The organism is Sporosarcina sp. FA9 (assembly GCF_051550205.1).
Taxonomy (GTDB): Bacteria; Bacillota; Bacilli; order Bacillales_A; family Planococcaceae; genus Sporosarcina.
The window spans coordinates 943,879-969,296 of the sequence record NZ_CP188819.1; the positions used below are offsets into that span (position 1 = coordinate 943,879).

General features: G+C 36.7%; 24 protein-coding genes and 1 pseudogene. 19 read left to right on the forward strand and 6 right to left on the reverse strand.

Features of this window, described 5'->3' with window-relative positions; translation table 11 throughout:
- Positions 1–37: 37 nt before the first annotated feature.
- The 5 genes from ACP8HH_RS04420 to mprF all read left to right on the forward strand — a co-directional run bounded on the left by ACP8HH_RS04420 (position 38) and on the right by mprF (position 7,327).
- Positions 38–1,063: a DctP family TRAP transporter solute-binding subunit gene (locus ACP8HH_RS04420; protein ID WP_438316383.1), complete on the forward strand. Its 1,026-nt coding sequence runs from the start codon at positions 38–40 to the stop codon at positions 1,061–1,063.
- Positions 1,064–1,146: 83 nt separating this feature from the next.
- A complete protein-coding gene (locus ACP8HH_RS04425; protein WP_438316385.1) occupies positions 1,147–1,644 on the forward strand; it encodes a TRAP transporter small permease in 498 nt (165 codons plus the stop codon).
- Positions 1,625–2,896, forward strand: a complete 1,272-nt coding sequence (locus ACP8HH_RS04430; protein ID WP_438316388.1) for a TRAP transporter large permease — start codon at positions 1,625–1,627, stop codon at positions 2,894–2,896. Before ACP8HH_RS04425 ends, ACP8HH_RS04430 begins: the two co-directional genes overlap by 20 nt.
- Positions 2,897–3,293: 397 nt before the next feature.
- The gene (locus tag ACP8HH_RS04435) at positions 3,294–4,592 is read left to right on the forward strand and encodes an MFS transporter (protein ID WP_438316392.1); all 1,299 of its coding nucleotides are present in this window, start codon (positions 3,294–3,296) and stop codon (positions 4,590–4,592) included.
- Between the two features lie 158 nt (positions 4,593–4,750).
- Positions 4,751–7,327: a bifunctional lysylphosphatidylglycerol flippase/synthetase MprF gene (gene mprF, locus ACP8HH_RS04440; RefSeq protein WP_438316395.1), complete on the forward strand. Its 2,577-nt coding sequence runs from the start codon at positions 4,751–4,753 to the stop codon at positions 7,325–7,327.
- Between the two features lie 70 nt (positions 7,328–7,397).
- Here mprF and ACP8HH_RS04445 read toward each other — a convergent pair whose 3' ends face one another.
- The 4 genes from ACP8HH_RS04445 to ACP8HH_RS04460 all read right to left on the reverse strand — a co-directional run bounded on the left by ACP8HH_RS04445 (position 7,398) and on the right by ACP8HH_RS04460 (position 11,117).
- Positions 7,398–8,588, reverse strand: a complete 1,191-nt coding sequence (locus ACP8HH_RS04445) for an acyl-CoA dehydrogenase family protein (protein WP_438316398.1) — start codon at positions 8,586–8,588, stop codon at positions 7,398–7,400.
- A 14-nt stretch (positions 8,589–8,602) separates the two neighbouring features.
- Positions 8,603–9,757, reverse strand: coding sequence for a CaiB/BaiF CoA transferase family protein (locus ACP8HH_RS04450; RefSeq protein WP_438319032.1), 1,155 nt, complete (start codon positions 9,755–9,757; stop codon positions 8,603–8,605).
- 269 nt (positions 9,758–10,026) lie between these two features.
- Positions 10,027–10,356: a DUF3870 domain-containing protein gene (locus tag ACP8HH_RS04455; protein WP_438316401.1), complete on the reverse strand. Its 330-nt coding sequence runs from the start codon at positions 10,354–10,356 to the stop codon at positions 10,027–10,029.
- A gap of 14 nt (positions 10,357–10,370) precedes the next feature.
- Positions 10,371–11,117, reverse strand: coding sequence for a GntR family transcriptional regulator (locus ACP8HH_RS04460; RefSeq protein WP_438316403.1), 747 nt, complete (start codon positions 11,115–11,117; stop codon positions 10,371–10,373).
- A 423-nt stretch (positions 11,118–11,540) separates the two neighbouring features.
- Between ACP8HH_RS04460 and ACP8HH_RS04465 the strand changes: the two genes are divergently transcribed.
- From ACP8HH_RS04465 to ACP8HH_RS04500, 8 genes are all read left to right on the forward strand, one after another.
- Positions 11,541–13,127 carry an ABC transporter substrate-binding protein gene (locus ACP8HH_RS04465; RefSeq protein ID WP_438316406.1) on the forward strand — a complete coding sequence of 529 codons (1,587 nt, stop codon included), beginning with the start codon at positions 11,541–11,543 and terminating at the stop codon, positions 13,125–13,127.
- A gap of 41 nt (positions 13,128–13,168) precedes the next feature.
- Positions 13,169–14,179, forward strand: coding sequence for a nickel ABC transporter permease (gene nikB / locus ACP8HH_RS04470; protein ID WP_438316409.1), 1,011 nt, complete (start codon positions 13,169–13,171; stop codon positions 14,177–14,179).
- 16 nt (positions 14,180–14,195) lie between these two features.
- Positions 14,196–15,134, forward strand: coding sequence for an ABC transporter permease (locus ACP8HH_RS04475; protein WP_438316412.1), 939 nt, complete (start codon positions 14,196–14,198; stop codon positions 15,132–15,134).
- A gap of 13 nt (positions 15,135–15,147) precedes the next feature.
- The gene (locus tag ACP8HH_RS04480; RefSeq protein WP_438316415.1) at positions 15,148–16,158 is read left to right on the forward strand and encodes an ABC transporter ATP-binding protein; all 1,011 of its coding nucleotides are present in this window, start codon (positions 15,148–15,150) and stop codon (positions 16,156–16,158) included.
- Complete coding sequence (locus tag ACP8HH_RS04485) at positions 16,148–17,212, forward strand: ABC transporter ATP-binding protein (RefSeq protein ID WP_438316418.1); 1,065 nt, start codon at positions 16,148–16,150, stop codon at positions 17,210–17,212. The genes ACP8HH_RS04480 and ACP8HH_RS04485 overlap by 11 nt, the downstream gene beginning before the upstream one ends.
- A complete protein-coding gene (locus ACP8HH_RS04490) occupies positions 17,205–17,915 on the forward strand; it encodes a gamma-glutamyl-gamma-aminobutyrate hydrolase family protein (protein WP_438316421.1) in 711 nt (236 codons plus the stop codon). The genes ACP8HH_RS04485 and ACP8HH_RS04490 overlap by 8 nt, the downstream gene beginning before the upstream one ends.
- A gap of 91 nt (positions 17,916–18,006) precedes the next feature.
- Complete coding sequence (locus tag ACP8HH_RS04495) at positions 18,007–19,392, forward strand: acyclic terpene utilization AtuA family protein (RefSeq protein WP_438316424.1); 1,386 nt, start codon at positions 18,007–18,009, stop codon at positions 19,390–19,392.
- A gap of 16 nt (positions 19,393–19,408) precedes the next feature.
- The gene (locus ACP8HH_RS04500) at positions 19,409–19,750 is read left to right on the forward strand and encodes a DUF4387 domain-containing protein (protein WP_438316427.1); all 342 of its coding nucleotides are present in this window, start codon (positions 19,409–19,411) and stop codon (positions 19,748–19,750) included.
- 26 nt (positions 19,751–19,776) lie between these two features.
- Here the strand turns inward: ACP8HH_RS04500 and ACP8HH_RS04505 are convergent, their stop codons facing one another.
- Positions 19,777–19,947: a hypothetical protein gene (locus tag ACP8HH_RS04505; RefSeq protein WP_438316429.1), complete on the reverse strand. Its 171-nt coding sequence runs from the start codon at positions 19,945–19,947 to the stop codon at positions 19,777–19,779.
- 162 nt (positions 19,948–20,109) lie between these two features.
- On the opposite strand from ACP8HH_RS04505, the gene ACP8HH_RS04510 reads away from it, so the two are divergent.
- The 3 genes from ACP8HH_RS04510 to ACP8HH_RS04520 all read left to right on the forward strand — a co-directional run bounded on the left by ACP8HH_RS04510 (position 20,110) and on the right by ACP8HH_RS04520 (position 22,401).
- Positions 20,110–20,595: a fructose-2,6-bisphosphatase gene (locus tag ACP8HH_RS04510; protein WP_438316432.1), complete on the forward strand. Its 486-nt coding sequence runs from the start codon at positions 20,110–20,112 to the stop codon at positions 20,593–20,595.
- A gap of 382 nt (positions 20,596–20,977) precedes the next feature.
- Positions 20,978–22,141 carry a multidrug efflux MFS transporter NorA gene (gene norA / locus ACP8HH_RS04515; RefSeq protein WP_438316435.1) on the forward strand — a complete coding sequence of 388 codons (1,164 nt, stop codon included), beginning with the start codon at positions 20,978–20,980 and terminating at the stop codon, positions 22,139–22,141.
- A gap of 110 nt (positions 22,142–22,251) precedes the next feature.
- Positions 22,252–22,401, forward strand: a complete 150-nt coding sequence (locus tag ACP8HH_RS04520) for a hypothetical protein (RefSeq protein WP_438316438.1) — start codon at positions 22,252–22,254, stop codon at positions 22,399–22,401.
- A gap of 80 nt (positions 22,402–22,481) precedes the next feature.
- On the opposite strand, the gene ACP8HH_RS04525 is transcribed toward ACP8HH_RS04520, so the two are convergent.
- On the reverse strand, positions 22,482–24,155 hold the full coding sequence (locus ACP8HH_RS04525) for an ABC1 kinase family protein (RefSeq protein WP_438316441.1): 1,674 nt from the start codon (positions 24,153–24,155) through the stop codon (positions 22,482–22,484).
- 166 nt (positions 24,156–24,321) lie between these two features.
- Between ACP8HH_RS04525 and ACP8HH_RS04530 the strand changes: the two genes are divergently transcribed.
- From ACP8HH_RS04530 to ACP8HH_RS04540, 3 genes and pseudogenes are all read left to right on the forward strand, one after another.
- On the forward strand, positions 24,322–24,483 hold the full coding sequence (locus ACP8HH_RS04530; protein WP_438316444.1) for a hypothetical protein: 162 nt from the start codon (positions 24,322–24,324) through the stop codon (positions 24,481–24,483).
- Positions 24,484–24,607: 124 nt separating this feature from the next.
- On the forward strand, positions 24,608–24,943 hold the full coding sequence (locus ACP8HH_RS04535; protein WP_438316447.1) for a YolD-like family protein: 336 nt from the start codon (positions 24,608–24,610) through the stop codon (positions 24,941–24,943).
- A gap of 292 nt (positions 24,944–25,235) precedes the next feature.
- A pseudogene (locus ACP8HH_RS04540) lies at positions 25,236–25,310 on the forward strand (ArsB/NhaD family transporter); the annotation flags it as partial.
- Positions 25,311–25,418: the final 108 nt, after the last annotated feature.

Here is a 25,418-nt window from a genome sequence, read left to right on the forward strand (position 1 = left end):
TTTTGTACTGCAAAACAGAATTAGGGGGAAAGAAGAAATGAAAAAGATATTTATGCTAGGTATCATTAGTTTACTTGCTATTCTAGTAGCAGCGTGCTCCGGTGGAGATAAAGGTAGTACAACAGAGGCGTCAAAAGACAAGCCAATCATTATAAAGTTTTCACACGTTACTTCAATAGACAGTGTTAAAGGTAAAGCAGCTGAGCAATTTAAAAAGTTAGTTGAAGAAAAAACAGATGGTAAAGCAACTGTTGAAATTTATCCTTCATCACAATTATACGGCGATGCTGATGAGTTAGATGCACTTGTTTCTGGAAACGTTCATATGATTGCTCCATCTGTAACTAAAATGGTGAAATTAGATCCACGTTGGCAGTATGTTGACATGCCTTTCTTATTCGCAGATCGTGATCATGCACATAAGTTTTTCCAAAGTGATTTAGCTAAAACATTGTTAAATAGTGAAATATTAGGAAACAACGATATTATGGGCTTAGAATTCTGGGAAAATGGATTTAAACACTTTACAAATAACAAACATCCACTTCAAAAGCCTGAAGATTTTAAAGGCATTAAATTCCGTGCACAAGCTGGAAAAGTTTTAGAATCACAATTTAGTGCACTTGGTGCTGGTAGTGCAACAATTTCTTTTGGTGAAACATACGCGGCATTGCAACAAGGAACTGTCGATGGACAAGAAAATACTTTTAACAACATCGATACACAAAAATATCAAGAAGTACAAAAGTATATGACACTTAGTGAGCATGGACGTTTGGATTACGGAATTTTTGTTAACAAACCTTTTTGGGAAAAGATGCCTGAAGATATCCGTAAACAAGTTGAAGAAGCACTTAGAGAAGCAACTGAACTTGAATGGCAACTTGCTTTTGACGAAAACGCAGCAAGCCTAGAGAACATTAGAGATTCAGGTCAAGTTGAAATACTGGAATTAACGGATGCAGAGCGTGATGCATTTAGTGCTGCTTTCGAAGCGGTTTATGAAGAGTTTGGCGAAACAATTACACCTGAACTTCTTGATGGTATCCGCGATTTAAAATAAATTCTACGGGTGTCGATCCGCTACATTGATCGACACCCGTAAGTTTTAATAAATATGAATTATGGAAAAAGGAGGGACTAGTAATGAAATCTGTAAAGAAATTCTGGGCACTTTTTGAGGAAATTTCAGCTGGAACGTTTTTCTTCACCGGAATTAGCCTTATATTTTACGGTGTTATTATGCGCTATGTATTCAATGAACCGAAGGCATGGGTTGAAGAAGTCGTTCGATATGTGATCATCTGGGGTGTGTTTTTAGGTTTTGCAATTGCTTTACGACATAACCAACATATTCAAGTGGATATTATTTACGATAAACTCTCCAATCGCTGGAAAAAAGTTGTAGATTATTTTTCAACTATAGTAAGCATACTATTTTGTGGAACGTATACTTATTTTGGACTTATTCTCGTTGTAAATCGTTTTAGTTCAGGAATGGTCTCTCTTGATGTTGGTATACCAATGTGGATTATTTACTTAATCCTTCCGATATCTGGACTCTTATTTTTATTACGTTTTATAGAGCGTTTAGTGAATCTGGTACGAGGAAAGGATGCTGAATATGATAATCCTCTTACTTAGTATTTTCTTTTTGCTACTTGTTCTAAGAGTACCAATTGCGATTAGTCTTGCAATGTCTACTATAATTATTCTTCTAACAACCGATTTCAATATGACTATGGTTCCACAACGAATGTTTACCGCACTTGACTCGTTTCCAATGATGGCGATACCAGGATTCGTACTTGCGGGTGTGTTGCTTGCACGCGGAGGAATTTCCAAGTACCTAATTGAGGCACTTAGAACTTGGGTTGGTCATTTATCTGGAGGTTTAGCAGTAGTAGCTATCCTTGCATGTATGATTTTTGCGGCAATTTCAGGTTCAAGTCCTGCTACGGCAGCTGCGATTGGTTCTATCATGATTCCTGCTATGGTTAAAGCAGGTTATGATAAGAAATATTCTATGGGACTGATTGCTGCTGGTGGAACTTTGGGAATTCTTATTCCACCAAGTATTCCTTTAATTATCTACGGTATTACAGCAGAAGTTTCGATTGGAAAACTTTTCATGGCTGGTGTTATCCCAGGTATCCTTCTTGGGGGAGTTTTAGTTGTATCTGCCATTTTCTATGCGAAAAGAAATGGTTACGGCAAAGGTGAAAAATCTACTTGGGATGAAAGAGGAAAAGCTTCTCTAAAAGCAATATGGGGCGCGTTTTTACCATTCCTCATTCTAGGTAGTATATACAGTGGAGTTGTAACACCAACAGAATCTGCAGTAATCGCGGTCTTTTACGGAATTATTGTTTCTGCATTTATTTACCGTGAGTTACACTGGAGAGATATTCGACCGATTATAATTGAGTCTATTAATATCACAGCAATGATTTTCTTAATTATTGGGGCGGCGAGCTTATTTGGCCTATATCTGACAAATGCTCAAATTCCACAGCAGATTGGTGCATGGATTGCCGAGAGTGATATGAATAAATGGATATTTATTCTTATTGTTAATATTTTATTCTTTATTATGGGAATGTTCTTAGAAGCTGTTTCGATTATTCTTATAACATTACCAATATTACTACCAATACTTGTCCATTTCGACATCAATTTACTTCACTTTGCAATCATCATGACAATCAATATGGAGCTGGGTATGATTACACCGCCAGTCGGATTGAATTTGTTTGTGGTAAGTGGAATTGCCAGAGAAAAACTTGGGGCTGTAGTAAGAGGGGTCATACCTTTCATCTTCTTGATGATATTTGTCCTAATAATCGTTATTATTTTCCCACAACTTTCACTTTGGCTTCCAGAGCAAATGAAGTAATCATCTAGTTTACTAAAAGCCTTCCCTTTGTTTCAAACAAGGGAAGGTATTTTATTGTTTATTTACTTTATTACTTCAAAATCATTCAACTTATTAAGTACGTTGTAAGTATTCCCAATATCAGGCCGACAACTAGTATTAATACGTAAAATAGACGTCTCAATTCGCCATCCTTTCATATTTTATAGTGTAATTAGTTTATTCGTTGGACAAAAAGTATAGTACTTAACAACGGCATGCGGCATGTTTCTACTAGTTTCATATTATTCTTTGTCTACCATCAAACAATAGAGAGCTAGTAAATAGTCTAATAATTAACTATACTACTCAAATACGTATGATTTCAGTAGATCTGAATAAATACATCAGAAACACGTTTTGGAAGTGAGGTTTTACTATGAGGAACAAAGATGTACATAATGTCGACCATATTATTAATTCTGAAGAAGCACAGCAAAAGTTATATAAGCGAACGCTGATTGTGGTTGTAATGTCCCAAATATTTGGAGGAGCCGGACTAGCGGCGGGAGTAACTGTAGGTGCACTGATTGCAAGGGATATGTTGGGGATGGATAGCTTTACAGGTGTTCCCTCCGCCTTGTTTACATTTGGTTCAGTACTTGCTGCATTTTCGATCGGTCGGATTTCTCAACGCTTTGGAAGACGCTATGGTCTGTCCTTAGGATTTATTACCGGGGGTATTGGGGCAATTGGTGTTATTGTTGCAACTACGATGGGCAATATACCCTTTTTATTAGTTTCGTTATTTGTATATGGGGCCGGAACAGCCACGAATTTGCAGGCACGTTATGCCGGTACGGATTTAGCGAATGACAAACAAAGAGGAAAGGCAATTAGTATCGCATTGGTTTCAACGACAGTTGGCGCTGTAGCAGGGCCTAACTTAGTAACGCCTATGGGGAACTTTGCAATGAGTCTTGGAATACCCGCTCTTGCGGGGCCATTCATTTTGGCGGCGGCGGCTTATATTACTGCCGGACTGATCTTGTTTATTTACTTGAAGCCGGATCCATTTCTAATCGCAAAAGCAATTGCTGAAGAGCTAGAGAAAAGAGATGAGTTAGAAGGAATTGATGAAAGCAAAGTACTAAATAAAAAGATAAACCGAATTGGCATAATTGTAGGCGCATTGGTTCTAGTTCTGTCACACTTTGTAATGGTTGCGGTGATGACTATGACGCCGATCCATATGCAAAATCATGGTACGGGCCTATCTGCGGTTGGAATGGTAATTGGTCTCCATATCGCCGCTATGTATTTACCATCGCTTGGTACGGGCTATCTTGTTGATAAATTCGGTCGTTCTGTTATGGTCGTTTTTTCGGGAATTACATTATCATTAGCGGGGCTAACAGCGGCATTTTCACCTGGCGATTCGTTAGTTTGGTTGTCCGCAGCACTGATCTTATTGGGGCTAGGCTGGAACTTCGGATTAATTAGTGGAACAGCAATTATTGTAGATTCAACTAGTATGAAAACGCGTGCGAAAACACAAGGTTCGGTTGATGTGTGGGTTGCAATTGCAGGAACAACGGGAAGTTTAATGTCTGGAGTTATTGTAGCTTACTCAAGTTACGCGATACTTGGATTTTTAGGAATGTATCTTTCATTGCTTATGATACCGTTAGTAATTTGGGCACGTTATAAAGAAAAAAGGAATGCACTTGAGGGATAACTTCAATTTAGACCTATTCATACGGTTTATAAAAAAGTCTCTACAAATTTAATCAATCACGCTGCGCAACTTGAAATAGTCGTTGCACAGCGTGTTTGTATTTTATTAATATATTCCTTCTTTACTAACAATATACTTTGAAAGAAATCTATCAAATAATGAAAATCGAAGGGTATAATAGATATAGTTCTATTTTTCGAAAGCAGGCGATTGTGTTGTTCGTAATTCGAAAAGGCTTACTGATTAAAATAATCAAAATGCTCATTCCAATCATTCTATTAGGTTTGGCAATCTTTGAAATACAGAAGTCAATCAGTGCTGTTGACGTCAATTTACTTCAACATGAGGTGGGTCAATTACAGTCTTGGAAGCTCATACTCATACTTTTAATTTCATTTAGTGCCATTACACCTATGATCTTTTATGATGTACTCTTAGTGAAAGTTTTGAAAATCAAAATGAAAACGAAGCATTTAGTGCAAAACTCTTTGATTGTCAATACCTTCTCGAATCTTATTGGCTTTGGTGGTTTACTCGGAGTGTTTCTACGAAATTATTTCTATTCAAAATATAAAGTAGAAAAGGAAGGCATGTTTAAAGATATTGCCTCCGTAACGTTCTTTTATTTGACAGGAATTTCTTTATTGGCTTGGATTGTACCTTTATTCTATTGGGATTTTCATTTGTTAAGGGAAACAGAATGGCTGTTAGTAGCTGTCCTATTACTCAGTCTATATTTTCCGGTATTCATTGGAATTCGGAGCATTCGTAATCGAAAAGGGAACACATCCTTACTAAGTGCGAAAATTTCTCTACAACTGATTGTAACTTCTTTAGTGGAATGGATTTCGATTTTTTTATTAATATGGTCTATCACATTAATCTTAAATATACCAATCGGAATAACAACTTTATTCCCTATATTTTTAATAGCAGCTTGTGCCGGAATCGTCAGTATGATCCCAGGGGGACTTGGCTCATTTGATTTAGTCTTTTTGTGGGGAACACAAAGTGTGGGAATTGCTGATGAAAAGGTTCTTTTTCTACTTATTTTGTACCGACTAAGCTATTTTTTCTTGCCATTTATTCTTTCGGCTTTGTTATTCGTAAAAGAATACTGGGAAAAATGGAACCGGTCATGGGATGACTTACCAAATATCATTTTCCAAAAAGTAAGTCATACGCTGCTCACGATTTTGGTTTTTGCATCAGGCGTTGTCCTACTTCTTTCAGCATCAATACCGGGAATTCTTAGTCGATTAAAAATTGCTCAAGAATTTTTATCATTGCCATTTATGAACGTATCTCACCAATTAACTGTAGCTGCTGGATTTATTTTACTTGGGCTTTGTAGAGGAATTCAATATAAAGTAAAAAGGGCCTATGTACTGACAATCATTGTACTTAGTAGTGCAGCACTGTTTTCGATTTTCAGGGGTTTTAAATATGAAGAAGCAATCTTTTTACTAATTGTAACGGCATTGATAATAGCAGCAAAAAAACAGTTTTATCGTGAAAGTTATGTATTAACATGGGGAATCGCCATATTCGACTTAGCAATCATAATAATTATTACAACAATGTATGTATTCATAGGGTATATAAACTTACCGATATCTAAATTCCAAATACCAGCAGCAATACGTGATTATATTATTACCGATTACACGGATTTGTTTTATAGTGCCATTATTGGACTCATTATTGCATTTGTGATTTTATATATTGGGTACATTATTCATAAACCTGAAAAGATAGCAACACTATCCTCATTAGATCAGGAGGAGAAGATTAAAAAACATTTGTCTATGTATCCAGGCACGGAGTTCTCACATTTGATTTTCCTACATGATAAAAATATCTACTGGAATAAAGAAGAGACTGTTTTATTTTCTTATCAATTCTATGCTGATAAAATTGTCGTTCTAGGAAATCCGGTTGGAAAGGAGGCTCATTTTTCATCGGCAACAGAAGGATTTTTAGAACTTGCGGATCGATATGGATTTACTATTATCTTTTACGAAATAAATAATAGTTTCTTTCCTAATTTACACGAGCACGGATTTGATTTTTTTAAGCTCGGAGAGGAAGCCTTCGTCGATTTGAAGAGTACTTTAATTGAAGAAGAAATTAACATAGGAAAGTACGAGCAGGAAGGTTTTCTTGTTGAAATAATTAATCCACCGTTTTCATCAGAACTGTTGAATGAGCTAGAAAACATATCAACAAAGTGGTTGCAGGGAAGAGCTGAAAAGGGTTTTTCACTAAGTTTCTTTGATAAAAACTATTTGAACAAATCTAAAATTGCGATCTTGAAAAAACAGAATGAAATTATTGGTTTTTCCAGTTTAATGCCGATGTATGGTCAAAGTGAACGAATTTCCATGGATCTAATGCGTTTTACACCTGATGCAGAGATTGGGTCATTGGATTACCTGTTGATCTCGTTGTTTCAACGGGCGAAAAAAGAGAACTATCGCCATTTTAATATTGGGATGTCTTCATTATCAAATGTAGGACAATCAAAGTATTCTTTTTTAAGTGAAAAAATTGCAGGACAAATCTTTACACATGGTCAACACTCTTACGATTTCAAAGGCCTGAAAGACTTTCAAATCGAACATGCTGACTTTTGGGAATCGAAATATTTAGCATATCGAAAAAAATCATCCTTAACGTTTACAATGATGCAGATTACGTTGCTGATTGGAAATAAAAGAAGTAGGTACACATAAAAAAAGTGGATCCAGGCACAATGAATAACTGCGCTTGGATCCACTTTTATTATTTCCGACTAGGTTCTATTTAGATTTCCCATGCCGGTAACATTTTATTTAATTTTTTATCATCACGGTAGCCCAACACGTACTCGGCCTGCATAATTGTATGAATTTCACGAGTACCTTCATAGATTACAGGTGCTTTTGAATTACGTAAATAACGCTCCACAGGGTATTCATCTGAAAATCCGTACGCGCCATGAATTTGAACGGCATCATCTGCTGCTTTGTTTGCATAATCACATGCCTGCCATTTCGCAAGGGAAGTTTCTCGTGTATTGCGTTTTCCTAAGTTTTTTAATTCGCCTGCACGATAAACGAGGAGACGACTCATTTCAAATCCAGCTTCCATATTGGCAATCATTTGTTGAACAAGTTGATGTTTGCCGATTGGTTTGCCAAAAGTTTCTCTTTCATGACAATACTTTACACTTGCTTCAAGACAAGCCATGATTTGTCCAACAGCCCCTGCCGCAACTGTAAATCTTCCGTTATCCAGTGCGGCCATTGCGATTTTAAAACCTTCGCCTTCTTCGCCAAGTAAGTTTTCTACAGGTACTTTTACATTTTCAAAAAACAACTCACCTGTATTTCCAGCACGAATTCCAAGTTTTCCTTTAATGGCTTTTGAGGAAAAACCTCCCCAATCACGTTCCACGATAAATGCTGATATTCCCTTATGTTTTTGAGATTTATTGTCGGTATATGCAAAAACTAGAAAATTATCCGCTTGGTCACATAAAGAAATCCAGGTTTTCTGACCATTCAAGATATAGTATTCACCTTCTTTAACCGCTGTCGATTGCATGGCTGCTACATCCGAGCCCGCCGCGGGTTCAGTAAGACCGAAAGCCCCTATTTTTTCACCTTTTGCTTGTGGGACTAGGTACTTTTGCTTCTGCTCTTCAGAACCCCATTGAAGTAGTGTCATACTATTTAAACCTGTATGCACAGATACCGCAGTGCGGAAAGCAGTATCTCCACGCTCTAGTTCTTCACAAACAATGGCTAATGAATTATAATCCATTCCACTTCCGCCATATTTTTCAGGAATGCAAACTCCCATTAATCCAAGAGCAGAAAGTTTCGGTAAAATAGCTGGGTCATACTTTCCTTCACGATCCCAGTCTCCGATATAAGGCATTATTTCCTTATCAACAAATCCTCTAACGGTACTTCGCAACATATTTTGCTCTTCTGAAAATGAAAAATTCATATATATTCTCTCCCTTAGTCTTTTTGTTTTAGTAAAGCAGTCAAGATTTCATCATTATGTTCACCTGGATTCGGTGGATGGTATTTCATTTGAACAGGCGTGCGTGATAATTTTAGCGGACTTCCAATCATTTTAATTGTTCCGGCAGTAGGGTGTTCGTGCGTAATAAACATATTTCGAGCTATTAATTGAGGGTCATTTACGACCTCTTCTAAATTCTGTACAGGACCGCACGGTATATTATTATTTTTGCATAGATCCTGCCAAAATAATTTTGGATTTGTTAGAAATATGGTTTGTATTATAGAAACGAGCTCAGTTCTGTTTTTCACACGGCCTGAATTTTTTCGAAAGCGAATATCTTCTGCAAGTTCTTCCTTTCCAAGTACTTTACAAAGCGATTTAAACTGACTATCATTGCCAACCGCAATGACAATTTCACCATCAAGTGTTTTAAATGTCTGATAGGGGACTATATTGGCATGAGTATTACCTAATGCTGTAGGTATTTTTTCCGCCATTAAGTAATTACTACCAATATTAACAAGTGAACTAACTGCTGTGTCATATAAAGATATATCTAGTTTTTGTCCCAAACCTGATTGCATCCGTTCAATTAAAGCAGCTTGAATACCAATGCATGAATAGAGTCCCGTTAGTACATCAACGATTGCAACACCAGATTTTTGGGGTCCTGACTCTTCAGTTCCTGTAATACTCATTAGGCCACTCATTGCCTGAATAACGAAGTCATAACCAGGCATATTGCGACTTGGTCCTGTTTCACCAAAACCAGTAATCGTACAGTAAATCAAACGTGGATTGAGTTCACTTAATAATTCATAACCTAATCCAAAACGTTCCATTGTACCTGTTTTAAAATTGCTAATAATTATGTCGCTTTCCTGTACAAGTGTCTTAATGATTTCAATTCCTTCAACAGACTTTAAATCAACCGTAATTGCCTTTTTATTTCGATTCGCGCTTAAATAATAAGCACTTACATCCTCTTTAAAGGGCGGACCCCATTCCCGAGTTTCATCACTACCACCCGGCGCTTCGACTTTGATAACTTCCGCGCCTAGATCACCTAATATCATAGTGCAATAGGGACCTGCAAGAACCCGTGATAAATCAAGTACCTTAATATTCTCCAATGCACCAGCCACGAACTCATTCCTTTCTTTGTCCATTTTAAAAAGCCAATTCAAATAGACTACAGAATATCTGTATGTCAATTTAAACTGGCTTTTTATCTGTGAGTAAAAAATCGTATAAACGATTTTTCCCAGACTAGGCAGTGTTGGCTTTTTACTTTTAGATCCTAGAGTCTTATTGATCATGTGCAATGAACGTGTGAACGTTTCAACATGATTCGTTATCTATAATACTAGTACATGAAGTTATATTTGTAAAGACAAGGAATAGATTATTTGAACTATTTGCTAAATTTTTCCTTTGATGTACTATACGACTGGTATTGTTTATATAAATCCTTCAAAGCAGAAATCAATGCATTTCCGGCTTTGCCCAAATAATGATTTTCAATATCTTTTATAGGTTTTTCGATTCCGTCTTGCAAGCTATGACCTCTCAGTAAAAGTTGGACAAATTCCTGTCCGTGTTGTGTTGCTAACGTACAACTTGCAGTAACAATCACACCGTATTTTTTATCTAACTCTGCTGTAATTGTAAGAGTTTCATATAAGTTCTTTGCCGCCATACCAGATGGAAGCCGAGCATGACCCGCAATGAAAATCGTATTCATAAAGCTGCATCCCCTTAAAGTTCAATTTTTCTTGTAATGAAGAATTTGTACATATCTCCCTTGTAATAAGATTCCTTATATTCTAGTGGTTGCTCATCTTGATAGATAATTGAAGTTACCCTGAGCAATGGGAACCCATTTTCTATCTGAAGTACCGTTGCAATATTTTCCATGGCCAATACAGATTCAAATGTTTGTTCAACATGGGTCGGTTGGTAGGTCAAGCTGTGTTTATATAAATCCAATGTCGAGAAAGGGCGTTTATTGTCAATCATTGTATTGGCATACCCTTCCATTTCTTCTCCAAGTTTGTACGAAAAGTACGTATTGTAGTAGACAATGGGACTATTATCACCAGATCCTAAAAGTTGTAAATTCAGAACTTTATCCATAACTTCTAGGTTCAATAATCGTGATAATTGAAAGTCGCTTGTAATGATATTGGAATTTAAAGTTTTAGTGGATGCAATTAATCCTAATTGTTCCAATGTGGATTGAAAGCTACTAATTATATTTAGCTCTTGACGAATTTTTGTATTTGTTACAAAAGTTCCGACACCATGTACCTTTGTAACTAGTTTTTCTTTTTCCGCCATTGATATTGCTTGTCGTACCGTAATTCTACTCACACTGTATTTTTCGCCTAATTCTCTTTCCGAAGGAATTTGTTCATTACTTTTTAATTCTCCAGAAATAATTTGGTTTTCAATAACTTTTTTAAGCTGTTCATATAACGGTATGGTTTGATTACGTTCAAGCATATAATCACCCTTTTCTATTATTGTGGTTATAACATGTTCTTTCAAAATAATTCTATGTAGCTTAATAGTATGAATTAACTTATTTTATATATCATAAAGTTAAGCTAATCATATCTTTATAATAAATAATAGTCAATTCAATTATATTGTATGAATAGCTTTATATGAGAATTGTTCTCTTAATAGTACTGTATAGGAACAAAAAAAAAATAATAATCTATAAAAAACATATTGACATAACCAGTAATGATGTCTAGTATTGGTTTAGAAGATTGTGAATAGACAGGTTATTATGAATCCATAAAATAGAACCAGTATTCAATATGAAGAAGGGGGTTATGAAGTATGTAATCAATCTTTAGACGTTTAATAAGTTTTATTGAATTCCGCGGGAAAATAAATATTAATTAGGGGGAGAAGGGTATGAAGTTTAAATCGTTGTTGCTTTTTATGGTAGTAGGATTGGTATTTCTACTTGTTGCGTGTAGTTCAGACAGTGATGTAAGTACAGGAAAAGTTGAAGAGAAGCCAACAGAAAAGCCAACAGAAAAACCGGAAGAAAAGCCAGCGGAAAATGATAATTCTACAATAATTATTGGTATAAAAAATCCGATAGAAACTCTGGACCCGGCAAATCACCGTGACAGGGTAACTGAATCAGTCATTCGAAATGTTTTTGATGGATTAGTTATGCGGGATGCTAAGGGAGAAGTTCAGCCACTAATTGCGAAGAGTTGGGAAAATCCAACACCAACGGAATGGATATTCAAACTTCGTGATGATGTAAAGTTTCATAACGGTGATGACCTAAATGCTGATGATGTTGTGTTCACCTTTAAACGTATTATTGATGAGGGAGCAATGGCAGGTGAAAGTTCCCCACGTAAAGGACTTTTGGGAACATTGATGGAAATTACTAAAGAAGACGACTACACAGTTAAATTTACATTTGAAACTCCATGGCCAATTTTCTTGAAAATGTTACCCCATCAGCAAATCGTTTCCCAAAAATACATTGAGGAAGTTGGGGATGAAGAATTTAGAAAGAATCCAGTAGGTGCGGGACCATTTAAATTTGTCGAAGCAAAATTTGATGAAAGAATTGTCCTAGAAAGATTTGAGGATTATTACGGTAATACTGCCAAGATTCAAAATCTTGTTTTTGATGTAATTCCAGAAACATCCTCTAGAGTAGCTGCTTTGCAAGCGGGTGAAGTTCAACGAATTCACGCAGTAACGCCTTCGCTTGCTGAAGAATTGAAGAAAAACACAGATTTAGAAGTTAAAAGTGTTAACGGTACAAGAGTAAGCATGATTGAAATGAATACGCAAATGAAACCTTTTGATGATGTGAATGTTCGAAGAGCAATGAATCATGCAATTGATATGGACAAAATTGTAGATAGCCTATTTGGAGACTATGGGGTTCGTTTAGCGGGTACAATGCTGCCGGGTTCATTCTCGGAAAACACAGATTTAAAACCCTATGAATATAATCCGGAAATGGCGAAAGAACTCTTTGCTAAGGCGGGAGTTGGAGCTGGATTCTCATTAGTAATTGATACAACAGATGAGCATAAAGAAGTCGCGGAAGCAATTGCGAGTGAACTTAGAAAAATTGATATTGATGCTAAAACTAGAATTTGGGATTTAGGAGTATTGAAAGAGCTTATGCTCAATGGTGAAAGACAAATGTATGTAATGGATTGGGGTAATTCAACGATGGATCCCTATGACATTTTGAATCCTAAATTAAAAACAAAAGACAGAGGTAACTACAGTCTTTATAGCAATGAAAAAGTGGATCAGCTGCTTACAGATGGTGAGGTTGAATTGGACGAAGGTAAAAGAGAGGCCATTTATAAAGAGGCTCAACAAATTATATACGATGATGCTCCGTGGGTATTCGGTTATGCACTGAAAGAAATAGAAGCAGGTACAGTAAAAATGACAAATTGGGGGCCGTTTCCCGATGGTATGCTTTACATGCCGGAAGTCGGTATTGAATAGATTCCTTTTGATTTAGATACTAAAGGAGGGGGGTGTTTTCCATGAGATTCGCTAAAATTTTGGAACGCATTCTGGCAACGATACCCATTATGCTAGGTGTTGCCTTAATTGTATTTCTGTTTATGCGGCTGACCCCAGGGGATCCTATCGATTTGATGATGGGGGAAGCAGGTAACGTTTCACAAGCGGAAGAAGATGCACTAAGATCTGAAATGAATCTAGATAAACCAATTTATATTCAATTGAAAGAGTATATTATCCAATTATCTAAAGGGGATATGGGCGATTCCTTTAAGAAAAAAAGACCTGTGACCGAGTTAATAGTGGAAACACTTCCTGCGACAATTGAACTTGCCTTGGCAGCTGTTTTGGTTTCGGTATTGATTGGAGTTCCGATAGGTGTATATTCTGCAGTAAAGCAAAATAGTCTAATTGATAGAATTGGCATGGGGGGGTCCTTTCTTGGGATCTCCATGCCCCCCTTCTGGCTAGGAATCGTTCTAATATTGATTTTTTCGGTCAATCTAGGATGGACCCCCGTTAAAGGGCGACTGGATTTTGGATATAAAATACCTTCAATAACCGGAATGTATCTAATTGATAGTTTACTAGCAAGGGATTTTGCAGCCTTTAAAAATGTGTTTTCCCATTTACTACTGCCTGCTTTAACTTTAGGCGCAAGTATGGGAGCTATTGTTGCAAGAATTACTCGCTCAAGCATGATTGAAACATTGCGATCAGATTATGTAACACTTGCTCGGGCCAAAGGTTTAAAAGAGTGGAAAGTAATTACAAAACATGCGCTTAGAAATGCTTTGATTCCGACAGTTACAATTATTGGATTGGAAATTGGAGTTATGTTAAGTGGAAATATGATTGTAGAAACGGTATTTGGTTGGCCAGGTCTAGGACGGATGGCAGTAGATGGGATTTTTAACAGGGACTATACACTTGTACAAGGTGTCGTAATGTTTTATGCGTTCATATTTGTTTTTGCAAATTTAATCGTAGACATTTTATACACATATTTAGATCCGAAATTGAGAACCTGATGTAGGGGGTGAGGATATGACTAGAAATACGGATGCTAATCCAGAAGTATTCAATGGTTCCCAATCTTATTTTGTAATGAAGATTAAAAAAACTACTGGTAACCTACTGTTTATATTAAAAGAATTGAAAAAACATCCTGTTGCAATGTTAGGCGGTATAATCATTTCCCTATATATCATAATGGCGCTCTTTGGGCCGATGATTACACCGCATAGTGGAACATCAGGTGATTTAACAGATCGAATATTGCCACCAGTTTGGATGGAAGGCGGCAGTTGGAATAATATATTAGGAACTGACGAACAAGGAATTGACTTGTTTTCTAGAATCATCGAAGGAGCACGAGTCTCGCTTGCTGTTGGGCTAATCGCTACGACAATTTCTGTAATTGTTGGAACGTCACTTGGTTTATTGACGGGCTACTTTAGAGGTTGGTTGGATACTGTAGTTTCTAGAATAGCAGATTTACTTCTAGCATTTCCATTTCTGATTTTTGCTATAGGAATGATGGCATTTCTTGGGCCAGGATTTCTAAATCTTATTTTAGCTTTGACTTTCATTGGTTGGGTAGAATTTTTCCGAATCACCAGAGGAGAATCCTTGTCAGAGCAGAAGAAGGAGTATGTTGAAGCTGCTAAATCAATAGGACGCAGCCCGGTTAAAATCATGATTAGCGAAATTCTTCCGAATATTATACAAACAATATTTGTTCTGGCGACATTGCGTTTTGGATATATGATTATTATGGAAGCCTCACTAAGTTTTCTAGGATTGGGAGTTCAACCTCCTACGCCCGCATGGGGATCTATGATTGCATCCGGAAGAGAATATATGCTTAACGGTTGGTGGTTATCAACTATTCCAGGTATTTTCCTTCTCGTACTAGTTTTAAATGTGAATCTGTTCGGGGAAGGCTTGCGAGATATATTAGATCCGCGAATGAAAACGAAGTAATGGGGTGGATACTGTGCTGAATGTTAAAGATTTAACGGTTGGGTTTAAAAAAGATCATACCTGGATAAAAGCCGTAAATCAAATTAGTTTCTCAGTCAAACCTGGTCAAATTATTGGCATTGTTGGTGAGTCAGGATGTGGGAAGAGTACTGCCCTTTTTAGCATCTTAGGACTTATTTCGAATCCAGGTAAAATGTTAAGTGGAGAATTATGGTTTGAAGGTAATAATATTGCTGAGAACAGTAAAAAAGATTGGACAAAACTAAGAGGAAAAGATATTGCTATGATTTTCCAAGATCCAATGTCCGCATTAAATCCAGCTTATTCTGTTGGAGAACAAATTCGTGAGATGTTGAAAATACACGGAACGCTTAGAGATAAAAAGAAGAGTTTATTCCAAAGTAGAAAGTATAAGAAACTAGAAATAGAAAGAGTAGTAGCGTTAATGAAAGAAGTCCGCATACCTATGCCGGAAGAACGTTACCATGACTTTCCACACCAATTCAGTGGGGGAATGCAGCAAAGAATTATAGTAGCAATGGCCATTGCAAATAACCCTAAATTACTTCTTGCAGATGAGCCTACAACCGCTTTAGATGTAACAATTCAAGCACAAATTTTAGAAGTCCTTAAGGATATTAATCGATCACATAATACAAGTATTATTACGGTTACACATGATTTAAGTGTCGCGTCTGAATTCTGCGATGAAATAATTGTGATGTATGCCGGTCGAATCGTCGAAAAAGGACCAACGAGTGATGTAATTGAAAATCCACAACACCCATATACGAAGGGATTACTCAATTCCATTCCTGTTATTTCAGAAAACAAAAAGCGTATCGAACCAATTAAAGGAAATGTAATTGATTTGGCTGAAGTAGGAGAAGGTTGTGGGTTTTATAATCGTTGTCCTCATGCGGTTCCGGCTTGTATGAAACCCGTAGAAATGGTCCAATTCGATTCGGAAAGACAAGTAAGGTGCATCCTTTTTACTGAAAGAGGTGAAGCAGTTGCGAAATAGTATTGTAGAGGAAGAGCGAGGAAATGCGCACTCTTTAGAACTTGAATCGTCGGCTGCAACTCCGTTAATTGAGATTAAAAACTTGAAGAAATATTTTAAGAGACGACCGAGTATTCTAGAGAGAGTAGTAGCAAAGGAAAAGGAATCTATGGTTTGTGCAGTAGATGATGTTAGCTTTCAAATATTTCCGGGTGAAACATTAGGTTTGGTTGGTGAGAGTGGATGTGGAAAATCAACATTAGGAAGAACGATTTTAAACTTACATGGAAAAACAGACGGAAAAATAATTTACCGCAATCAAGATGTGACGGAAATGAAGGGAAAACAATTAAAAGAATATCGAAAACAAGCACAAATCATTTTCCAAAACCCTTACGCCTCTCTAAATCCCAGAATGACGGTTTTTGAAATATTAAAAATCGCAATAGCGTGCAGGGGAGAAAAGGATTTTCGGATACAGGAAAATGAAATCAGGACTTTAATTGATCGTGTGGGTTTATCGCAAAGTCATTTAAACCATTATCCGCATCAATTTAGTGGTGGTCAAAGGCAGCGAATTGGAATTGCGCGGGCATTGGCAATGAAGCCTGAATTCATAGTGGCCGACGAACCCGTTTCAGCTTTAGATGTTTCCGTGCAAGCACAAATTCTGAATTTAATGGAAGAGTTGAAAACAGAGCTTAATTTAACATATCTTTTCATCGCCCATGATTTAAGTGTGGTTTATCATGTGAGTGAAAGAGTCGCAGTGATGTACTTAGGTCAGATGGTGGAATTGGCGGAAACGAAAGAATTGTTTAATAACCCAAAACATCCATATACAAAAGCCTTGTTGTCTTCAATTCCGGCGATAGGTAAGGAAAATCAACGGGAAAGAATAATACTGGAAGGCAGCGTGCCATCTGCAATTAATAAACCAGTAGGGTGTGTTTTTAAAGACCGTTGTTTTATGAAAATTGGGGCGATTTGCGATAACGTAAGACCCGCGTGGACATCTGAGAATAATCATGGAGTTGCATGTCATTTGTTTAGTGAGGAGAAGATACATGTCTAGACCTATAATAGGAGTGAATTGTAATTTTAAACCGCACTTAGGAGAGCAAGGTACTTTCAATTTAGATCGGGCATACACCCAAGCTGTTTATGATACAGGAGGAATTCCTCAAATAATACCGTTACTTCCAATAAAAGAAGTGGAGCAGCTGCTCGATTTATATGATGGGCTTTTACTAACAGGTGGAGGAGGTTTGCTTCCCCATATTAAGGAAATGGATGCACTCCCAGGATTATCTGACCAAAATCCAATGCGACATGAGTTTGATTTGGAGCTGGTTAAGGTGGCTACAAAAAAGGGGATGCCCATTCTTGGTTTGTGTAGAGGGCATCAAACGATTAATGATGCCAATGGCGGAAGTATTATGAACTTGAATAGTAATAAGCATTTGCAAAAAGAAAAAGGGAATCATGTTCATCATGAAATTATTGTTGAACCCAATTCTAAACTATATGAATGCGTGGAAGCTGTGAGAATTGGTGTTAATAGTTTTCACAGTCAAGTAATTGATAAACCGGGAGAAGGTTTATCCATTAGCTCTTATTCTGCTGACGGTTTTGTAGAATCAATAGAGAGTGAAGGTGAATCATTTATAGTAGGAGTCCAATTCCATCCAGAGTTTATGATGGAAAACAAAGCAATGTCCGGTATTTATGAATCCTTTATCGAAGCTTCTAATGTATATAAGGCTAGAAAGCTTTAGATACTTAACTGTGCTGATTGGTAAAGCAATGGGCATGGTTTTAAATGACTATACAGATTATAACGTGTAATTACAAAGGGAGGAATCATTTGTGAAAAAAGAGTTGAGAATTGTTTGTCCGAATGGTCATCTAGGTTTTGCACCAACAAAAGAGGAAAGTTTTTATTTAGCTGCAGCAACATTTCCAGATTACTATTGTGCAGACTCAGGTAGTGACGATATTGGAGCAGCTGCATTAGGATCGGATCAATCTGTCAGTATGTATAAGTGGCAAAAACATGATTTAGAACTCATGCTTTTGGCATCACGGGAACAAGGTGTACCGATGATTATCGGATCAGCAGGGGATACAGGTGCAAACAGTAGAGTGGATATGTATGTTCAGATAATTAAAGATTTAGCGATTGAACATAAGCTCCCGCCTTTTAAACTAGGCTATTTTTATTCGGAAGTGGATAAATCGTATTTAAAAGATAAATTGACGAACGGAATTACACTTGAAGGATTGGATTGTCGTGCTAATTTAACATTAGATGAAGTGGAAAACACAAAAAGAATCGTTGCTGTTGCGGGCATACACCCGTTTATCAAAGCTTTGGACATGGGAGCGGATGTTGTTATTGGCGGCCGATCAAGTGATGTAGCCGTTTTTGCGGCACCTGCAATTCGTGAGGGTTTTCCTGAAGAACAAGCGTATTATTTAGGTAAAGTGTTGGAGTGTGCATCCTTTTGTGCAGAACCTTATGGGGCAAAAGAAAGTGTTATTGGTACAATCACACATGATGACGTCAAAGTGATTGCAATGGCTCCCGATCAAAGATGTACAATCGCATCTGTTTCGGGTCATGCGATGTACGAACGATCGAATCCATATTTCGAATATTTTGCTGGCGGTATGTTGGATATGACCAATTGCCACTATGAACAATACGATGAAAGAACGTGTAGAATTACAGGAGCCAAATACGTTCCAATAGAAGGTAAAGTGAAAGTGAAATTGGAAGGGTCAGGTTTTATTGGTGAAAAGTTTATAGGTATTGCAGGAGTTCGTGACCCTTATACAATTAAAAATATTGATACAGTTATTCAATTTGCGAAAGACCAAGTAGCAAAAGAATTTGAGGGTGTTGAGTATCATTTGAACTTTAGAATATTTGGTAAAGATGGCGTTATGGGTGACTTGGAACCTGTTAAAGAGATTAAATCTCATGAACTCGGTATTGTGATCGAAGGAATAACAGAGTTAAAAGAAACAGCCGAGGAATTGACGCTGTTCGCGACTCGTCAAATCTTTTATGCTAAGTTACCTGAGGTGAAAGGAACTGCCGGAACTGCCGCGTTTTTGATAGATGATGTTTTGTATGCGGGCGGCAGTTACAAATGGACAATGAATCACACGGTTCCTGTAGACGATCCTATGGAGCTGTTTAAAGTAACTGTTGAGGAAGTAAATTCAAATACAATCGTGAATGTATAGAAGGAGGAATGTAGCGATGAAAACAATATCATTGCAAGAACTTGCTAAAACAATTCGGTCAAAGAATGCAGGTACAGATAGAATAACGTTTGATATCATTTTTGAAAATCCGGATGTTTATCGACATGTTTGTGATAGTAAAGTAATTACAAAAGAAAGCATGGCTAAACTTTACGGTATTTCAGAGGATATCATCACAGACTTTGTTCAATATGATCCGGCTAATGCCATTAAATTCACAATTAAAAGAAGTACACCGAGCGGGAGTCCCGGTGATGGAGACATTTTTGGTTCACAGCAATACCCGCCTTTACTGGACATTCAAGTACCTATATATAAGGCTGCTTCAACTGCCTAATAATTAATCCATCCGCGAAGAGATATTTAGATATCTTTTCGCGGATGTTTTTCTTTTTGTGCAAAGTCTGTAGTAAATCGTCCAACCAAGCCGTCACATAGTCCAACGAACGCTGCGGATCGTCCAACCAGACTGCGATTGTCCAACCAAGCTGTCACATAGTCCAACGAACGCTGTGGATTGTCCAACCAAGCCATCGTATAGTGCAACCAACACCGATTTTTTCCTTTCCAAGGTGATTGGTTTATATTAACGACAATTATTATAAGGTTATGAGTTTTATGATATACTGGCAGTGTGGGTATGACTTCTAACGGGTTTAGGCATTGTGACATTTTACTATAAGAGGAGGGGCAACCATGAAGAAATCACTCTTTATTTATATATTGATTGTATTAGTCCTAGTAGGGTGTGGAACAACAGTAGGCGATTCGAAAAAAAGTACGCCGAATGAGGAAGCAAAAGCCTTGTCTCTCACATTATTTAAACCGGATGCAGACAGTAATTTTGTTGAACCATATGAAGTTGAATACAGTGGAAATGAAGAAGGATTGATTCGGTTTATTTATGAAAAAGTCGTAACGTATGAAGTCGGATTAATCGATTTCTCATTCGAAAATGACGGAAAATCATTAGTATTAAACTTAGATGATAAAATCCGAACAGTGCAGGGCTCGGCTGGAGGGTTTTTATTTGCTGGTACGATTGTAGAATCCTATTTCGCAAACTATCCAAATTTGGAACAAGTAACATTGATTCATAACGGTTCTTATGAAGAGATTTTGGATCATTTAATGGTAGGTGAGCCGTATACTCGTGCAAATGCGGCATTCACAGCCAAATAAAAAAAGCTGAATAAATAATGGATTTACTGATTGAGACCTGATAATAAATAACAACGTCTAACACAATAGCTAGGCGTTTTTTTTATTGTATTATTAGTGCCGAGTATGCTATTTCTACAATCCAGCAACAACTCGACAACATTAAAACTACAGAGAATATAGGGAACATTGCCGTATTTTAGGTGAAAAATAAGTTAAAAAGATGGAAGGACCAGTGATGGGCTCTTTCGTTTTTTGTTTGCAAAGTAATTGCAGTTGTTTCAATCGAGTGGACAGGGCAACAACAAATAGAATACTTTTAGAAAAAGATGCTATACTGATAAAAAACTTGAATCCTATTTATTTATTTACCACTTTTAAGAAAGTTAGAGGACTTTGCATTATGGAAAATCAAAAAGGCGTATTGGCCATACTATTAATGAATTTATTTATCGCCTTTTTAGGCATCGGTCTTGTAATTCCAGTCCTTCCCACAATAATGAATGAGCTGAAGATTAGCGGTACAGTCGTGGGATATATGGTGGCGGCATTTGCCATTACACAGTTGATTTTTTCTCCGATTGCTGGGCAATGGGTTGATAAATACGGGCGTAAAATCATGATTGTTGTGGGATTGTTTGTATTCGGTTTTTCAGAGTTTTTATTTGGATATGGAAAATCGGTTGAGGTGTTGTTCATCTCCCGAATGCTCGGTGGTGTAAGCGCAGCATTTATAATGCCGGCAGTGACAGCGTTTATTGCGGATATTACGACAACTACGAACCGGTCCAAAGCACTTGGCTATATGTCTGCCGCGATTAGTACAGGTTTTATAATCGGTCCCGGTATCGGAGGTTTTTTGGCCGAAATTGGTACCCGTGTTCCCTTTTACTCAGCGGGTGTACTTGGCGTGCTTGCTGCTATACTTTCCCTTTTCCTATTAAAAGAGCCTGAACGTGGAGAGCAAGAAGTACCAATGTTTGGACAAAAGACTGGATTAGGCCGCATTTTCATTCCAAAGTATTTCATAGCGTTTATTATAATATTTGTTTTATCATTTGGTCTTTCAGCATTTGAATCGTTATTTAGTTTATTTGTCGACCATAAATTCGGATTCACACCAAAAGATATTGCTATTGTAATAACAGGGAGTGGAATTGTTGGTGCGGTTGCACAAGTTTTGTTGTTTGATCGATTAACAAAATACATGGGTGAAATCAATTTAATTCGCATCAGTTTAGGTATTTCGACGATTCTTGTATTGCTTATGACGTTTGTTAGTTCCTATTTCTCTATACTTCTGACGACGTTTGTATTGTTTGTCGGTTTCGATTTAATACGTCCAGCCGTAACTTCCTATTTATCGAAGATAGCGGGCAATGAACAAGGTTTTGTTGGTGGCATGAACTCGACATTTACAAGTTTAGGGAATATTTTCGGACCGATTATCGGGGGAGTATTATTCGATATCAACTTAAACTACCCATATTATTTCGCAGCTATTGTTTTATTATTGGGTACAGTTATTACTTTATTTTGGAAGAAACCGAAACATATTATAATCTAATATATCTTTACTTACTTTTGAATGATTGTGAAGGTTCTTATTTCATTGATGCAATAAGGATAAGAGGTCATATGAAAAAAGTATTTGTTTACTAGAAAGAAGGGATATTAATGGACTTTATTTATATTTTTGCCATCGTACTTGTAGGGATTTTAATTGCAATTTATGATTCAATACGAAGAGTAAACATAAACATTCAAAATCAGACGGAAGAAATTAAAAAATTACATGATAACTTCAGAGAGTATGGCAAAAAGTAAATATGGAAAGCGTTCAAAAATAACAACGACCCGCTGGATTGTATATACAATCCAGCGGGTCGTTGTTTTCATTTTTAATATTAAGTACGTCCCGAGCGAAATATCGAATAAATTAAAAATAAAAACATCAAAGTGGCCACGATGGAACCAAGTTCAATAATCGGGAAATTCCATAAAAGGTTTGTCTGTCCAGCAATCGCAGAGCCGATTATGAGTCCGACCATTAATATGCTGAAAGATAGCAAGATGATGCTAAGGGAGAGACGATTGCTAATGCGGTCGAATCTATTCAAAACTTTTTCCGCTTGTCTAAAATTTATGTCCAATTGCAACTTCCCTTTTTTGATTTTCGAAGTGATGTCTTTTAAATCTTGAGGTAATTTGAAAAGGATATCAATATTTTCCATCGTTTCATGCCATGATTTTTTCAGAATATACATTGGATGAAAACGTTCAGCAACTAATTTTTTGCCAAATGGTTCTACAGCTTTCATGATGCTAAAAGTCGGATCTAGTTCGCTGATTAGGCCTTCCAACGTAAGTACGGCTTTTGTTAATAGGGTGATTTCAGTTGGTATTCGAATATTATGGCGGTATGCGACAGAGAGCAGTTCTATGAAAATGCCGCCGAGACTTATATCTTTTAGGGAAGCGTCGTAATATTTTGTTTGAAGATCATCTAAATCTCTTTTTAAAGATTGTAAATCCGTTTCATCGGATAAAAGTCCCATTTCTGAAAATGTTTTTAAAAGGCCATCTGTATTTCCTTGTTGCAAATTAATGATTAGGGAAGCGAAATGATACTTAAGTTCATTATCAAGTCGTCCTATCATTCCAAAATCCAAGTATGCAACGATATTGTCTGGCAAAATATAAATATTCCCTGGATGTGGATCCCCGTGAAAAAATCCAAACTCTAAAACTTGGGTGAACATGGAATCCACCACACGTTTGGCAATGAGATTTTGGTCATATCCTTCTGAAATCAAGCGTTCCGAATCATTAATCTTAATTCCACGAATCATTTCCATCGTCAGTACTTTTTCAGAGGAATAGTCTGAGTAAATTTTCGGTATATGTATAGCAGATTGCTTTTGGAACTGTTTTGCTATTCGTTCCCCATTTTTTCCTTCCACGCGATAATCCATCTCATCCCGAAGAGATCTAGAAAATTCATCAATAATATCAGAAAGACGATAGGTTTTACCCCAACTTGTATTGTCTTCTAAGAACTGAGCTAAGTTTTGCAGTATGGATAAATCAGTTTTTACAATGGGTTGAATATCTGGACGTTGAATTTTCACTGCAACTTCTTCCCCGGTTAGAAGGTGAGCTATATGGACTTGACCGATTGAAGCAGTGGCTAAAGGTTTTTCGCTAAAATTTAGAAAGGTGTTTTCAATTGTATCCTCTAATTCTTCCTCCACAATCTCCCGTATTTGTTCAAACGAAACGGGGGCAACATGATCTTGCAATTTTGCGAGTTCTAAAGAAATTTCTTTTGGAACAAGATCATGCCGTGAACTAGCGATTTGTCCAAGTTTAATAAAAGTCGGTCCTAGGTCCTGTAATGTATTGCGAAGTTTTACCCCAATATCCTGCAAATTCATATCAACTTCTGTAGTGTTTTCCAACTTAGAAGAAGTTCGGTCTGTAATTCCTAAACGATACAAAATATGGCTGAAACCGTTACGTAAAAATGTGTTAATAATTACTTGGAAGCGTTTTGAGTGCCTAATCTTAGTCTTAAACAAACAATCTCCTCCTTTATCTCATTATATTATAAACATATTGAATATATCCATCATACACCATACGGGGAAGAGCATCCCATCCAACCAATAATACTGTTTGTGCTTAAATTTATTAGGTAAAGGGTACAGTAATACTAATAAAGTAATTCGATTGGAGGTTTATATTATGAGATTAGAAGGGAGAGAAAACGTTCAATTGCTGATTCGACTTAGTGAAGAAGAACTTGCAATAATTATTGAAGGGATAGAAGTAGTAGGGGATATGCAAATGTTATCCGATATGGATTCACTTGTTTTTCAGTATTACAGGGAGTTGCAAAATGAATAAAATTTTTGTATACTAATTGTTAATGGTGGAACGTGCGTTCTGTACCGTTCGATAAAGTCGGTGTCCCCGTAATTTTATCAGAGCGGATTTTCCGTTTGAATACCCATTATTCAGAAGACAGGTGATGATTATGAATCGAGACCGTGGAAATATTAAGTGGACTTCACTCATGTTACCTGAACATTTGCTTGAGCTACGTAAATGGACTAATGAGGATACGTATACCAATCGACCCGAACTGAATGAATGGGATTTCCAATTAATTCAGGAGGAGTTGGAATTGGCCTTTAAAAGAAAATGTGAAACACTTATTAAAACCTGGCTCAATGGAAAAATTATTGAATATCAGGGGAAGATCTTGAGAATCGATTTTTTTAAAAAAGCCATTGTGCTTGAGGATTCGTCAGGTATAAGAAAAATACCAGTCGTTTCAATTATTAATGTACAAAGTATGGACTAACCAATAACGGGATTCTTACTAAACATTTTAGAAATTGGGTGAATCTGCATTTTTTTATTTCTGCATTAAAATACCAACCTCGATTTGATGGCTTCAAAAATAGGGCAATATACTCTTTTCCTAACAAAAAAAACAATCCTTCATACATTCATTATCGTAAAACTGTTTACTAGAAAACAGAAATCCTATTATTTTGATTTCAATAGAGACCGTATGCATCCGGTTTTTGGAGGATGTTTTTTTAGATAATTGTAGATGTCCTCTAATGCTTGCACGTTAATGTACAGCAATTACCACAGGACCAGTTCGTGAAGCTTTGATTTATGCGAATGTAATAGGTTCTGATTTGGGGCTTAAAATCATGCCAACATCTTATAAACGACCGATTCCAAAATAGTTTAGGTGAAAAACATTGCTGTTTGGAAATGATAAAAAATGATTGCTATTAGGAAAGTATAGGTAATAAACATAAAGC

Bases quoted from the DNA above. Each gene is read 5' to 3' on its own strand.
- ACP8HH_RS04425 (WP_438316385.1), top strand. From the start codon at position 1,147: ATGAAATCTGTAAAGAAATTCTGGGCACTTTTTGAGGAAATTTCAGCT.
- ACP8HH_RS04420 (WP_438316383.1), top strand. From the start codon at position 38: ATGAAAAAGATATTTATGCTAGGTATCATTAGTTTACTTGCTATTCTA.
- ACP8HH_RS04455 (WP_438316401.1), bottom strand. From the start codon at position 10,356: ATGAATACGATTTTCATTGCGGGTCATGCTCGGCTTCCATCTGGTATG.
- ACP8HH_RS04475 (WP_438316412.1), top strand. From the start codon at position 14,196: ATGACTAGAAATACGGATGCTAATCCAGAAGTATTCAATGGTTCCCAA.
- ACP8HH_RS04435 (WP_438316392.1), top strand. From the start codon at position 3,294: ATGAGGAACAAAGATGTACATAATGTCGACCATATTATTAATTCTGAA.
- norA (WP_438316435.1), top strand. From the start codon at position 20,978: ATGGAAAATCAAAAAGGCGTATTGGCCATACTATTAATGAATTTATTT.
- ACP8HH_RS04510 (WP_438316432.1), top strand. From the start codon at position 20,110: ATGAAGAAATCACTCTTTATTTATATATTGATTGTATTAGTCCTAGTA.
- ACP8HH_RS04490 (WP_438316421.1), top strand. From the start codon at position 17,205: ATGTCTAGACCTATAATAGGAGTGAATTGTAATTTTAAACCGCACTTA.
- ACP8HH_RS04445 (WP_438316398.1), bottom strand. From the start codon at position 8,588: ATGAATTTTTCATTTTCAGAAGAGCAAAATATGTTGCGAAGTACCGTT.
- ACP8HH_RS04505 (WP_438316429.1), bottom strand. From the start codon at position 19,947: ATGGCTTGGTTGGACAATCCACAGCGTTCGTTGGACTATGTGACAGCT.
- nikB (WP_438316409.1), top strand. From the start codon at position 13,169: ATGAGATTCGCTAAAATTTTGGAACGCATTCTGGCAACGATACCCATT.
- ACP8HH_RS04530 (WP_438316444.1), top strand. From the start codon at position 24,322: ATGAGATTAGAAGGGAGAGAAAACGTTCAATTGCTGATTCGACTTAGT.
- ACP8HH_RS04535 (WP_438316447.1), top strand. From the start codon at position 24,608: ATGATTATGAATCGAGACCGTGGAAATATTAAGTGGACTTCACTCATG.
- mprF (WP_438316395.1), top strand. From the start codon at position 4,751: ATGAAAATCGAAGGGTATAATAGATATAGTTCTATTTTTCGAAAGCAG.
- ACP8HH_RS04430 (WP_438316388.1), top strand. From the start codon at position 1,625: ATGATAATCCTCTTACTTAGTATTTTCTTTTTGCTACTTGTTCTAAGA.
- ACP8HH_RS04460 (WP_438316403.1), bottom strand. From the start codon at position 11,117: ATGCTTGAACGTAATCAAACCATACCGTTATATGAACAGCTTAAAAAA.
- ACP8HH_RS04465 (WP_438316406.1), top strand. From the start codon at position 11,541: ATGAAGTTTAAATCGTTGTTGCTTTTTATGGTAGTAGGATTGGTATTT.
- ACP8HH_RS04500 (WP_438316427.1), top strand. From the start codon at position 19,409: ATGAAAACAATATCATTGCAAGAACTTGCTAAAACAATTCGGTCAAAG.
- ACP8HH_RS04520 (WP_438316438.1), top strand. From the start codon at position 22,252: ATGGACTTTATTTATATTTTTGCCATCGTACTTGTAGGGATTTTAATT.